This is a genomic window from Saccharopolyspora sp. NPDC002376, assembly GCF_053593195.1.
The window spans coordinates 45,095-58,353 of sequence record NZ_JBSFBZ010000013.1; the positions used below are offsets into that span (position 1 = coordinate 45,095).

Annotated in this window: 7 protein-coding genes; 1 reads left to right on the forward strand and 6 read right to left on the reverse strand. The window is 67.6% G+C overall.

The annotated features are described in order from the left end of the window. Nucleotides 1–63 precede the first annotated feature (63 nt). Nucleotides 64–1,464: an FAD-binding oxidoreductase gene (locus ACWCO2_RS11750; RefSeq protein ID WP_450127695.1), complete on the forward strand. Its 1,401-nt coding sequence runs from the start codon at nucleotides 64–66 to the stop codon at nucleotides 1,462–1,464. Nucleotides 1,465–1,474: 10 nt separating this feature from the next. Here ACWCO2_RS11750 and ACWCO2_RS11755 read toward each other — a convergent pair whose 3' ends face one another. The 6 genes from ACWCO2_RS11755 to ACWCO2_RS11780 all read right to left on the reverse strand — a co-directional run bounded on the left by ACWCO2_RS11755 (nucleotide 1,475) and on the right by ACWCO2_RS11780 (nucleotide 12,808). Further along, entirely contained in the window at nucleotides 1,475–5,230 is a 3,756-nt protein-coding gene (locus tag ACWCO2_RS11755) for a wHTH domain-containing protein (protein ID WP_450127696.1), read from the reverse strand. Between the two features lie 67 nt (nucleotides 5,231–5,297). After that, complete coding sequence (locus ACWCO2_RS11760; RefSeq protein WP_450127697.1) at nucleotides 5,298–7,436, reverse strand: thiamine pyrophosphate-dependent enzyme; 2,139 nt, start codon at nucleotides 7,434–7,436, stop codon at nucleotides 5,298–5,300. 237 nt (nucleotides 7,437–7,673) lie between these two features. Further along, nucleotides 7,674–8,600, reverse strand: a complete 927-nt coding sequence (locus tag ACWCO2_RS11765) for a LysR substrate-binding domain-containing protein (protein WP_450127698.1) — start codon at nucleotides 8,598–8,600, stop codon at nucleotides 7,674–7,676. A 153-nt stretch (nucleotides 8,601–8,753) separates the two neighbouring features. Beyond that, nucleotides 8,754–9,905, reverse strand: a complete 1,152-nt coding sequence (locus ACWCO2_RS11770) for a Glu/Leu/Phe/Val family dehydrogenase (protein WP_450127699.1) — start codon at nucleotides 9,903–9,905, stop codon at nucleotides 8,754–8,756. Nucleotides 9,906–9,998: 93 nt separating this feature from the next. After that, nucleotides 9,999–11,147: an NAD(P)/FAD-dependent oxidoreductase gene (locus ACWCO2_RS11775; protein WP_450127700.1), complete on the reverse strand. Its 1,149-nt coding sequence runs from the start codon at nucleotides 11,145–11,147 to the stop codon at nucleotides 9,999–10,001. Beyond that, nucleotides 11,144–12,808: an aldehyde dehydrogenase family protein gene (locus ACWCO2_RS11780; protein WP_450127701.1), complete on the reverse strand. Its 1,665-nt coding sequence runs from the start codon at nucleotides 12,806–12,808 to the stop codon at nucleotides 11,144–11,146. Before ACWCO2_RS11780 ends, ACWCO2_RS11775 begins: the two co-directional genes overlap by 4 nt. Nucleotides 12,809–13,259 lie beyond the last annotated feature (451 nt).

Genomic DNA, 13,259 nt, shown 5'->3' on the forward strand with positions numbered 1-13,259 from the left:
GGCGAAACGGTTTGCGGGCGCGTTGGTTAACGTGGGGGAGGTTCAACCCGGACGGAGGTCGATATGTCGGGAACGGCGGAGAGGGCGCTTGCGGCCTTGAGCGCGGAACTTCCGGAGTCGGTGCTGTTGAGGGATCCCGATTCCACCGCCCGCTTCGCCCACGACGAAGCCGAGTGGGCACCGTTCGGCAAACCCCTCGCCGTGGTGCGCGCGACCAGCACCGACGACGTGGCGATCACCGTCCGGATCTGCGCTGAACTGGGCGTTCCGGTCGTCCCGCGCGGTGCGGGGACGGGGTTGTCCGGTGGTGCCAACGCCATTGACGGCTGCGTGCTCATCTCGCTGGCCGACATGAACCAGATCCTGGAGATCAACCCGCGCGAGCAGCTTGCTGTGGTGCAACCCGGCGTCGTGAACGACGACCTGCGTGCCGCCTGCCGCGAGCACGGCGCCTGGTACCCGCCGGACCCGGCCAGCTCGCCGTGGTCGACCATCGGAGGCAACGCCTCCACCAACGCCGGCGGCGTGTGCTGCGTGAAGTACGGCGTGACCCGCGACTACGTGCTGGGCCTGGAAGCCGTCGTCGGCAACGGCGAGGTGGTCCGCCTCGGTAGGCGTACCGCCAAGGGCGTCGCGGGCTACGACCTGTGTGGCCTCTTCGTGGGCTCGGAGGGCACGCTCGGCGTGATCACCGAGATCACGGTCAAGCTGCTGCCGGGTCTGCGTGCCCCGGAACGCACGGTGGTCGGCTACTTCGATTCGCTGGTGGAGGCCGGCGAAGCGGTCGCGGCGGTGGCTGCTGCCGGAGTAGTGCCCTCAGCCCTGGAACTGCTCGACCAGCACTGCCTGCGCGCGGTCGACGAGTGGAAGAACATGGGCCTCAGCGCCGAGGCGAACGTGCTGCTCTTGGGCCGCTCGGACACCCCGGGCGCGGCGGGGGAGCAGGAAGTCGACACGCTGCTTCGCTGCTTCGACGAGGCCGGAGCCACCTGGAGCGCCCGCTCCACCGACGAACACGAGGCCGACGCCCTGTTCGCCGCGCGCCGACTGGCCTACCCGGCGCTGGAACGCCTCGGCCCGGTGCTCACCGAAGACGTCTGCGTGCCGCGCGCGAAGGTCCCGGAAATGCTGTCCCGCATCGAAGCCTCAGCCCAGCGCCACAACACCCAGATCGCCAACATCGCCCACGCCGGCGACGGCAACCTCCACCCGCTGATCATCACCCCACCCGGAGACGACGAAGCCCGCGAACGAGCCCAACGAGCCTTCGACGACATCGTCGCCGACGCAATCGCCATGGGCGGCACGGTCACCGGAGAACACGGAGTCGGCCTCCTCAAACGAAAAGGTCTCCACGCCGAGCTCAGCCCCACGGTCGTCGGCATGCACCACGCCATCAAGAACGCCCTCGACCCAGCAGGAATCTTCAACCCAGGCAAGGTCTTCGGCGACCCCGACGCTTGACAGAGGCCCGTCACTTCTTGGAGCGTGGTACGTGAGCGAGTGCATTCCGAATGGTCTCGGCAACATCGGGAACGTTAAGCCCTAGCTCGCGATACCAGTGCGCTACTTCGGTGATGGGAATCCGCATCTGCAAGGAAGTATCAAGCAGGTCCTTGAACTTGACGGGGAGCATGCCTCTCAGTACGGGGCTGCCGTAGGAGTAGCGGGAAAGAAGTTTGCGTGCGGTCTCCAAGGGCAACCCTTCCGGGAGTTCCTTGCGCGAGGTCTTGACGCCATAACGTGCGAGGTGGGCGGTTACGTCGCGAGGACTGGCATTGAGAGAATGCGTGGCCAGCACTACGTGTGCGAATGGCATCACAGTATGGGATCCCACACCCAGCCAGAGTCCGATTGGCTGGAGGAGTGCTCCATCCAGTAGTTGGGGCTCCTCGGGAAGGAGCAGTGGAAAATCAAAGCCGTAGGCACGCAACCGCGCGAGCACTGCTCTGAGCGGGCGTTGCAGATTCTCTGCGACTAGGAACAGGTCGGAGTAATACGTTGGGCCGGGACAGAGCAGGAAGGATTGGGAGCGCGGACTCCGGAGCAAGGGTAGATCGTCAAAGTGAGCGTCGTCTGGGAACGTTTCCGGCGGTTTGAGACCGAGTTCAGCAAGAGCGACAAGGGTATCCGTTGGCTCGAGGTCGAGTTGCTGGGCCGCTGCGAGCACATGGCCGGGCGGAACCGGCGCCGACCAGTGTAGCCACGGCCAGTTTCCGTCCAGGTGCGTGCTCAGCAGCACTGGCATCCAGTTCTGAGGTCGTTCAGGCAGCCAGCCTGGATCGGTGTCCAGGCCGTGTCCGGACAGCCGAGAGCGCACCTCGGATACCGGGAGATCGAGCTTAAGGCTGGCCTGAGCGATGTGTCCCAGTGGCACCGGTTCGCCTGGCCGCAGCGTGTTGAAGCTGTTGAGGTTCCTCTGCAGAAGCGGATCTTTCGTCGCCGAACCAGTCATGTGGCGGCTCGTTGTCCTGCCGATGTGGGTGTCGTCGGGAATTTTGCTGTGGACATCAGATTCCGGAAAGTTGTCGGGGTGGATCCGGTCGAATCCCAGCTCGGTCAAAGTGGTTGCCGCTTCATGTTTTGTGATCCCGAGACCCGACGAAACCCGGGAGAGGTGCTCTTCTGATCGCAGCTCGAAGTCCAGAGCAAAGCTCCAGACACCCTGGTTCGAGTCTCTGCACAAGAGGATCAGATGCGAGGGCGTCGCTGGGCGAACTTCCCGGATATGTCCGATCTCGGGGCAGATCTCTGTGAGCATGGCGAGGGGTTCGGCGGAGCGATGCGCCAATAGACGCCACAGTAGGATGTGGTCGGGGATTGTGCCCCGGATCTTCCGGTTCTGCGGGATTCTATGACTGTACTGGGCGAGAATCTCCGTGTCTGCAGGAAAACATCCGGTCATGCTGGTGTCAAAGGTCAGATGTGGGGATTCCAATCGGACCTGATTCTCGACGGCGGCCGAAGTGATGACGTCTGCTAGCTGGCCGTTAGCCTCGGCCACATTGCAGATCCATTTGAAGGTGGGCAGTGCGGCACCCTTGTTGACTAGATCCGTGGCCGCGGACTCGAGGAGCGTGCGGATTTGATCGGAGATGTCATCAAGAACTTCTGTGCGGTCAGCGGATAGGCGGTTCGGGGCGAACTCCCCGAAGAGGTTCACCACGACACCCTTCAGGGTGGGACGGCTAGAAAGTACGCCCCGGCGCACAGCTGGCTCGACGACCAGACCGTCGACGAGCAGGCCGCCACCGCCCTCACACCAAAACACCTGCACACCGTTCGGTGCACCAGTCCAGGGAATCTTAATTTCGCGCACGTCGAGCCCGAAGGTCTCATTGGGGTTCTTCAGCCTGGATTTCAGTTCTCCGGCGGCCCACTCGTTACGTTGCTGATCGTGTTGAACCGTGATGGGGAATTCCGCGATACCTAGCAGCCGCTCGATCACCTCCATGCATGACCAGTTCGCGGGCCGCTCCTTGTCCGGGCGCAGGTACAGCCGCACTTTCGTCCCGATGCCCGGACCGCGCTCGGCGCGTTGGACGATTCGGAACAGGTGGCCGGGTCCGAAGATGGAAACCTCGAGCTCCGGGCCGGGGTGGCCGTCTAGGCCCATTCGGCAAGTGGTCACACGGATTTCGTCGGCGAGCATAAAATAGCTCATCACGCCGATGCCGAACCGGCTGTTGGGGTACAGCTTCACCGGCGGATCGAGACGGTTCCACTTCGCCTGTTCGAGCAGGAACTCCGGCTGTTCGGCGAAGCGAGCGCCTGCATTGGAGAAGACGCCGCGGAGCTCGGATTCGCCCATGCCGATGCCGTTGTCGATACAGTCCAGGTACTCACGACCATCTTCGTCCACGCCCTGCACGAACGTGATCTTGCCGTCGTACCCGTAGCTGGCAGGCCCGGTGCGATCCAGGTACTGGGTCCGCGCACGGCGGTAGCGGCATGCATCCAGTGCATTCTGGTACAGCTCACGCACAGCGAGGTCGCGGTCTTTGTAGAGCTGGACGCCCATCAGCAGGTCGCGGATGCGTCGTTCATTGAGCCGGAACTTCGCCCAGCCGGTGAACACATCGCCGACCGGTACGACTTCGTTCGCGGACAGTCGGCTCGGCAGCTGAGGCATGGGATGGGTGATGCGTTCATCGGCGGTCCGACGCACTGCGTGCAGCAGCTCGTCCACCCGCATCACGTATTCGCGGACTGCTTCGATTACGGCTTCGTGGTGACAGTTCGCGCGGAGTACTGGAATGTCCGGCGAACCGCTCCAGTCCGCGTGTTCCAGGGTGCTGAGCAGCTCTTCCAGCTTGACAGGGTAGGGGATGCCGAGGTGCTCGGCGATGATGCTGGGCAGGCTCGTCATCTCCACCGACGCGTTATATGCCAGGCAGGTGAGTAGAGCCAGGCGTCGGTACCGGATTCGTTGCTGCGGGCCGACGCGGTCGTCGGCGGGCAGCTCCTCCAGGTATTCGGGGTTACCGACGTCAGGCCCGCGCCAAAGACCGTGCAGGAGTCGGCTGACCCGCTTCGAGTTGAGGACTCCGCGCAGCTCCGCGGCCGGCGGGCCGACCAGATCGAGTAGCTCGTCGACCTGGTCGGGGTCAGCGAACTCCTCGCGCTGGGCCAACCAGCGGTGGAACAGCCACCAGCCGATCAGTGCCTTGGAGTCTGCCTGCTGAGCCCGTCCGGATAGGAGCTCGTGGCCGTCGGCGAACTCTTCGAACGACTTTCGCAGGGGAGTGCGGTCTTCGGCGCGTTCGCCGAGCTCCGCTGGCCCAACCTCGGCGAACCGGGAGGCAAGCCGCAGGTGGTGGACCCGATACAGGAACGGTGTGAGCACGAACAACGCAGCTTCAGCCGGGTACAGGTCGAGGGGATCTGATCCCGGCTCGCCGAGCAGCCACTCGATGCGCTCGGTGAAACGCCGTACCACGTCCGGGTCCTGCCAAGGATCGCCAGCCAGCTGTTGCTCAGCCTCATCCCGCAGCGCCGCGAGCTTCGCAACCAATGTGCAGACGTGTTGACGGAACCGTTCGATGTCGGCGGAAGCGTGCTGCCACACGCTCGATTCGAAGGCTAACTCGACCCACTCGTCCGCTCCGTCGGGAGGATTCGCACCGGGTGGTCCGACATTGATCGTGACGTCCCCGACGGTGTTCGCTTGGACCGCTGCTCCCAAGACAGCACCCTTGCCAACGATGTTCCGCGCGTCGCCCTGCCGCATCCTGCCGTTCCTCCCCAGACTCGGTGGGCACAGCGTAGATGCGTATGAACGTAACGTGAACGATCCCTCAGCCGTTGGCGAGCTTCAACGCGGCGGTTTCGATGGTTTCTTCGTCGAGGAGGACGTGGTAGGCCGCTGCGCCGAGGGGGATGAAGCTGTCCTCGCTGGTTACGCGCGAGATGGGGCCGGTGAAGCCGCCGTCGATCAGGGCTGTCACCACCGATTCGGAGACTCCGCCGCTGCGGCGGGTTTCGTCGACCACGAGGACCCGGCCCGTTGCTTCCGCTGCCGTGAGCAGGTCGTCGACCGGGAGTGGGGACAGCCAGCGGAGATCGAGGACTCGGGTGTGGATTCCGCGTTCCCGCAAGCGTTTCGCCGTCCGGAGGCTCATCGGTACGCCGTTGCCGAAGGTGACCAGGGTGAGGTCTGAGCCGTCGCCGTACTGGCGGGCTCGGCCGATCGGAACGTGGTGCTCGCCCGGTGCCGGGTACGGTGCCAGCCATTCGGCGTCGCCGGGTTCGTACAGGTCACGCGTGTGGTAGAGGGCGATGGGCTCCAGGAACACGCACACCCGGCCGTCCTCGCGAGCCGCTGCCACGCAGGTGCGCAGCATCGCTGCTGCGTCGTCCGGGCGGGACGGTGATGCGAGCACCACGCCTGGCATGTCGCGCAGGGCGGCGATGCTGTTGTCGTTGTGGAAATGGCCGCCGAAGCCCTTCTGGTAGCCGTAACCCGCGATGCGCACGACCATCGGGTTTCGGTACTGGCCGTCGGAGAAGAAGCTCAGCGTGCTGGCCTCGCCGCGCAGCTGGTCGGCCGCGTTGTGCACGTAGGCGAGGTACTGGATCTCGGGAATCGGGACCAGACCGGCGAGTCCGGCGCCGAGGGCGGTGCCGAGGATGCTCTGCTCGTCCAGCAGCGTGTCGAAGACCTTGGTGGCGCCGAACTTCTTGCGCAGTCCGCGGGTCACCCCGTACACGCCGCCCTTGCGGGAGACGTCCTCGCCGAACGCGATCACGCCCGGATCCCGTCCCAGCTCCTCGGCCAGGGACCGGTTGATCGCCTGTGCCACCGTCAGCGGGCCTTCGTCCTCGGGCAGTTGCCCGCCGAAGTGTTCCTGGCGCTGTGCGGGAATCTCGCGTGCCCGGCGCTCCACGGCGTCTGGCCGGTTCTGGCAGATCGAGGCCATCACCTCAGCGGCGCTGGTCAACTTCCGGCGTCCCAACGCCTCTTCGGCGATGCGAGCGACCTCGGCGCGCTTGTCCTCGTAGCGCGCCAGTACCTCGTCCGGGCGCAGGATCCCGTTGTCCACCAGGGACTTCGCCGTGCCCAGCAGCGGATCGCGCTGGTAGTCGGTGGTGATCTCGGTGCGCGACCGGTAGCCGGATTCCACGTCCGAACCGGCGTGCCCCATCAGCCGCACCGTCCGCAGGTGCAGGAACGCCGGCGAGCGGTGGCGGCGAACCCAGTCCGCGGCTTGCTGCGCGGCCGACAGGCACTGCACCGGATCGGAGCCGTCGGCGGTGAAGTACCGCAGCCCCGGGCGGTTGCCGTAGGTCGACTCGATCCAGCCCTTCGGCGTCCGCACGCTGATCCCGATGCCGTTGTCCTCGCACACCAGCAGCAGCGGCATGGCCAGGCCCTGGAAGGCGCAGTGCAGCGCGGAGTTGATCGCCCCCGTGGTGGTGGAGTGGTTGGCCGAGGCGTCGCCGAAGCTGCACACCACCACCGAGTCCTCCGGCCAGCCGCTGGTCACGCCGAGCTTGGCCGCCCGCCCCAGCGAGAAGGCCAGGCCGACCGCGCGCGGCAGGTGGGAGGCGATGGTCGAGGTCTGCGGGATGACCGCCAGCTCGGCGTTGCCGAACACCTTGTGCCGTCCGGCCGAGATCGGCTCGTCAGCGGAGGCGACGACGCCGAGCAGCACGTCGCGCAGCGGGTGCTGGTCGGGCAGCTGGCCGGCGCGGCGCACGTAGAAGCCGCCGGAGCGGTAGTGCAGCAGCGCCGGGTCCGTCGGCCGCAGCGCGGCGGCGACCGCGGCGTTGGACTCGTGTCCGGACGAGCCGATGCTGTAGAAGCCCTTGCCCTGCTTGCCCAACTGCCGCGCTTGCAGGTCGAGGTGTCGGCTGCCGGCCTGCGCGTCGAACAGGGCCAGCAGGTCGTCGGCGAGGTCCGAGCCGGTCGCCGGGTGAGCGGACCAACCGGCCACGGTGCGATGGAAGAACTCGTCAACGGGCACAGTTCCGCCTCTCCGCGATTTTCAGTGGTGGTTGCTTTTCGGGGCGATCTCGCGTTTTCGGGGTTTCTTGTGGTTGGGTGGCGTCACGTTCCCCTGGAGTGCGGTTGAGTAGCACTCGGGTTGGCACAGGGCTGATCATGCCGTGATCTCCGCGCGCCGCCGCGGGCCGAGGGCTGCTCATGGGGCCTCCCGTGCTCCGGTCATGGCTCATGACTCGTGTGGTTCGGCGTGCCAGTCGTTGGCGACCAGGGCGCAGGACTTGGCCAGGAACTCCAGTGCCATCGGCAGCAGCGGATTGGTGTTCTGCTTGCGGTACAGGGCTTTCACCCGCCGGTAGGGCTGCCACCCGGCGATGCGGCAGATCCGCACCGCCTGGTCCGGGATCGCCAGCCCGGGCAGCAAGGCCACCCCGAGGTCGCGGCTGACGAGGTCCCGGATGACCGAGTAGTCGTTGCTGCGGAAGGTGATCCGCGGGACGAAGCCCGCTGCGGCGGCTAACCGAACCAGCGACCGGGCGCCCGCGGTGTCCTGCCGGGTGCATATCCAGGCGTCGTCGGCGAGCTCGCGCAGATCCACTTCGGTGTTGCGGGCTAGCCGGTGCGCCTCGGGCAGCGCCAGCCGCAGCGGCTCGGCCATCAGCTCCTCGACGCACAGCTCGATCGGCCACTGGCGGGGGTCCAGGTCGTATTCGAAGACCACTGCCGCGTCCACTGTTCCGTCCAGCACCCCGCCGAGCACCTCGTCCGGCTCACCCTCGTCGAGCTGCACCTCGGCGTTCGGGCGTTGCGAGACCACCGCGGCCAGCACGTCCGGCAGCACCCGCGCGTTGGCGGTGGCGAAGCTGGCCAGCCGCAGGCTGCCCTCCTCACCGGCGACCATCGCGCGTACTTCGCGCTCTAGGGATTCCAACGCGCCGAGCGCGTCGCGGCTGCGGTCGGCGAGCCGGATGGCCAACGCCGTGCTGCGGGCGCTGCGGGCGGAGCGTTCGAACAGCGGTGATCCGATCGCGCGCTCCAGCAGCACCATCTGCTGCGAGACGGCTGATGCGGTGTAGCCGAGTGCCCGGCCCGCTTCGGCGAACGAACCGGTGCGCACGCATTCCTGGAGTGTTCGCAAGTGGATCGGGTTCAGCATGCCGGCCCCTTCAACTCTCGAGCTTCGAAGCAACGTTCGACCTTCGGGGTGCTCAGGCGCAATACCCGGGACGGCGACGGTAGCCCCGTGAGCGCTTGGTGGTGTTAGTGCGCCACGAAGTGCTCACGGGATCTGACCTGCGGGTTCTCGGTATCAGGCCGGTTGAGGCAGCCTTCCGCGCAGCTCCATCGCGGTGCGCACCCGTTGCTTGGCCAGGTCGAGAGCGGCTTCGTGCGGGAGCATTCCGCTGCGGTTCGCGGTGTCGAGGACGAGCGCGGTGTTGTTGCGGGTGCGTTCGGCGACCGCCGTCAGGATGGCGGTTGGTTCCGGGCGGAACGCTGAGTGCCGCGCGTCCATGGCGAACCCGGCGGCGATGGCGCCACCGGCGTTGGCGATGAAGTCCGGCACCACCGTGATCTCGCGCCCGGCCAACAGCATTCGCGCCTCGGGGGTGGTCGGCAGGTTCGCGCCCTCCACGATCAGATCGGCCCGGATCTTCGCTGCCACGCCCTCGTCGATGACGTCCTGCCCGGCCGCGGGAACGAGCACGTCGCAGTCCACCAGCAGCTCGTCGCCGCGCGGAATGCGTTGCGAATCAGCGGCTTTGGCCACGCAGGCGTCGCCGAAATCGGCACGCGCGTCCAGCCACTTCGGCACGTCCAAGCCGTCCGGGTCGTGCACCGAACCCTCGATCGTGGACAACGCGACCAGCTGCGCGCCGAGCTCGTGCAGCCGCTTGGCCGCAGCCGCACCGACCGCGCCGAAGCCCTGCACCGCGACTCGAGCGCCCTTGATGTCGCGCCCCTGGTGCGTCAGCGCGGCTTCGACGGCTTCGGCGACCCCGTGCCCGGTCACGCCGAGCTGGTCGTAGGGCACCCCACCCAGCGTTTCCGGCACGCCGACCGCTGCGCCGCGGTCACCCAGCTCGTCCTGGATGATCGCCGCGTCGTGCTCGGTCATGCCCATGTCCAGTCCGGCGACGTAGCTGGCCGGGATCTGGTCGGCCAGCCGCCGCGCGAAGGCGCGCACGATCCGCTCCTTGTCGGGGGAGTCGGGGTCGGCGAAGATGCCCGCCTTGGCCCCGCCGTGGAACAGGTCGACCGCGGCCCACTTCCACGTCATCACCCGCGCCAGCCGGGCGATCTCGCCGACGGTGACGGTCGGGCTCATCCGGGTGCCGCCCTTGCCGGTGCCGCGGGCGGTGTTGTCGATGACCAGCACGCCCCGCATCCCGGTGCGCGCGTCCGAGACGCACACGACCTTCTCCGGACCCCACTCGTCGATCTCCTGCAACAGATCACGCACGGTTAGCGCTCCTCGTCGAGAATGCGGAATTTGTCCTGCGCGGTGGTGCTGTTCGCCCTCCAGGCGCGATTTCCCTTGAAATCGCATCACCGGTCACACGCAGTTGTGCTCGGGGCGGATCTCGGCGGCGGCGAACCGGCGCACGTCCAGCGCCGAGACGTCGACCACCGGGGGACGGTCGAGCACGAGATCGCGCAGCACCTCGCCGATGGCGGGGCCTTGCAGGAAACCGTGCCCGGAGAAACCAGTGGCGTACAGGAACCGGCCCGGCCCGTCGGCCTCGCCGACCAGCGCGTTGTGGTCGGGGGTGACCTCGTAGAGCCCGGCCCACCCGTGCGCCACGCCGACCTCGGCTAATCGGGGTGCCCGCCGAGCCACCGCGTCGGAGAGCCGCCCGAGCCAGCGGTCGTCGGTGCTCAGGTTGAACCCGTACTCCTCGTCGGGATCGGACATCCCGATGAGCAGCCCGGGGCCTTCGTCGTGGAAGTAGAAGCTGGTGGCGAAGTCGATGGTGAACGGCAGCCGGGGCGGCAGGTCCGCGACCGGCTCGGTGACCAGGATCTGCCGCCGCAGCGGGCGGACCGGAAGCTCGACGCCGACGAACTCGCCGATCGCCGCCGACCACGCACCCGCCGCGCACACCACGGCCGAGGTCGCCACCGACCCGAGATCGGTGTGCACGGCGGTGATCTGCCCGCCGGTCACGTCGATCCCGGTGACCGCGCAGTGCCGCCGGATCACCGCACCGTGCTTCCGCGCGGCCTGCGCGTAGCCCTGCACCACGGCCTCCGGCGTGCAGTGCCCGTCGGTGGGGGAGAAGGCGGCGGCCAGCAGCCCGTCGGGCACCGCGTACGGGGAGAGCTCGCAGGCCTCGGCGACGCTCAGCATCCGGCTCGGCACCCCGAACTCGTTCTGCAGCCGGACGCCGTCCTCGAACGCCGCGACGTCCTCGGGATCCGACAGCAGGAACAGGTAACCGTGCTGCTTGAGGTCGATCTCCCCGCCGGGCCTGCGCGCGAAGTCTTCGAACGCGCGCAGGCTGCGCTGGCCCAGCTCGATGTTGACCGGGTCGGAGAACTGCGCCCGAACGCCCCCGGCGGCCTTGCTGGTGCTGCCCGAACCGAGTTCGTCGCGCTCCAGCAGCAGTACGTCCACGCCGGCCTCGGCGAGGTGGAAGGCGGTGCTCGCGCCCACCACCCCGCCGCCGATCACGACGACCTCGGCCCGCGCGGGCAGCGTCACCGCGCACCACCGAGTTCGGGCGGCAACTGGTAGTCCAGCTCCGGCTCCACGGTGTCGACGTCCATCTGGGCCTTCTGGAGCTTGCCGGAGAAGTCCCAGTTCAGCGACTGCCAGCGGGTGAACTGGTCGAGCACCCACACCCCGGACTGGCGGCTGCCGTTGCCGGACTTGCCGTTGCCGCCGAAGGGCAGGTGCGCCTCGGCGCCGGAGGTGGAGTTGTTCACGCTGACCATGCCCGCGCCGATGCCCTGCCGGAACCGGAACGCGCTGGCCGGGTCAGTGGTGTAGATCGCCGCGGACAGCCCGTAGCCTGGCGCGTTGCCCAGCTCGATGGCCTCGTCCAGCGTCTCGTAGGTGCTCACACCGACGATCGGCCCGAAGGTTTCGTTGCGGAACACGTGGTCGTCCGGGCGCAGCCCGTCCAGCAGCACCGGGTGGTAGTACAGGCCGGTCGACGGGTCGCCGTGGAAACCCTTGCGCGGCGCGGATTCGGTGATCCGCCCGACCGATTCGGAACCGAGCACGGTGTGGTGATCCTGGATCTGGCCCAGGATGTTCTCGAAGTTGTCGGCGAACTTCTGGTCCAGCAGCGGCCCGTAGAGCACGTCACCGCTCGGGTCGCCGATGGTCGCCGCGCGCAGCGACGCGTCGAGCCGGCGCACGAACTCGTCGTGGATGTCCCGGTGCACGATCAGGTTGCCCAGCGAGGTGCAGCGCTGCCCGGCGGTGCCCCAGCCGGAGAACAGCGCGCCCTCCACCGCCAGGTCCAGCTCGGCGTCCGGGGTGACGATCATCGGGTTCTTGCCGCCCAGCTCCAGGCACGGGCTCTGCAGGTACTTGCCGCACAGCGCGCCGACCTGCGCGCCGACCGCGCTGGAGCCGGTGAACCCGACCTTGTTCACGGTGCCCGCCGCCAACGCGGTCTCCAGGCCCTGGAAGGTCGATTCGCCGTCGGCGTAGACCAGGTTCAGCACGCCCTTGGGCACCCCGGCCCGCCAGGCCAGTTCGGCCAGCGCGCGAGCGGCACCGGCGGCGTACTCGGCGGGCTTCCACACCACGGCGTTGCCGCACAGCAGCGCGGGCACCAGGTACCAGGACGGGACCGCGACGGGGAAGTTGCCCGCGGTGATCACAACTGCCACGCCCACCGGGACCCGGAAGGTGAACAGCTGCTTGTCCGGCATCTCCGAGGGCACGGTCTGGCCGTAGAGCCGCCGCCCCTCGCCCACGAAGAAGTCGCAGGTGTCGATGATCTCCTGGACCTCGCCCAGCGCCTCGGCGTGCGGCTTGCCGATCTCGCGGGTCACCAGCCGCGCCAGCGACTCCTTGTTGGCCTCCACCAGCCGGCCCAGCCCGGCGATCACGCGCCCGCGCACCGGTGCCGGAACCTGCGCCCACTCGCGCTGCGCGCGCTGAGCCTGCTCGGTCGCGGCGGGCAGCACCTCGGGGCCACCGAGCGAAACCTCGGCGACCACGTCCTCCAGGTTCGCCGGGTTGCGCGAGAGGTACTCGCCCCCGCCGTCGACCCGTGCCGGGGCGTCCGGACCGATCACGGAGCTCAACGTCGACTGCACCGAATGCACCTCTTCCTGCTCGAACGTCTCTGTGTCGTCGGCGGTGGCGCCTCGGTGTGCTGCACGCCACCCTCGTCGCAGGCTCACCGTAGTTCGTCGGAGGGGCATTCGCGGAGGATCAGGAGAGTGATTTCTCCTCCAGCTGAACAACAGCAATCCTGTTGCTCGCTGACCGCAGCTCTGCTCCGCGCTCTAGCCCCGGACCTACAGTTTCAATTGAAACTGTGATCCGCCGTGGGGGGAGACCACAGTTTCAATTGAAACTGTGCGGACACGGCGTGTCGGGACCCCGACGCGCCGGTGGGTGTTGGGGCCCCGACATGCCGGTGGGTGCTGGGAACTTCCGCGATTTCAATGGAAATTGGACGTCTGATTTCCATTGAGCCCTTTTCATCGTGTCCGGCTGGTGACCGCGAAGCACGACCGGCACCGCGCGTCGAGGGTCGCATGCGCCGCAGGCGCATAGCCCACCCCCGCAACCGGCACCGCCGCGGGTTCTCAGACGTCGCCTGGCGAGGACAGCCCGTTTGCCGTGTAT

Bases quoted from the DNA above. Each gene is read 5' to 3' on its own strand.
- ACWCO2_RS11750 (WP_450127695.1), top strand. From the start codon at position 64: ATGTCGGGAACGGCGGAGAGGGCGCTTGCGGCCTTGAGCGCGGAACTT.
- ACWCO2_RS11765 (WP_450127698.1), bottom strand. From the start codon at position 8,600: ATGCTGAACCCGATCCACTTGCGAACACTCCAGGAATGCGTGCGCACC.
- ACWCO2_RS11755 (WP_450127696.1), bottom strand. From the start codon at position 5,230: ATGCGGCAGGGCGACGCGCGGAACATCGTTGGCAAGGGTGCTGTCTTG.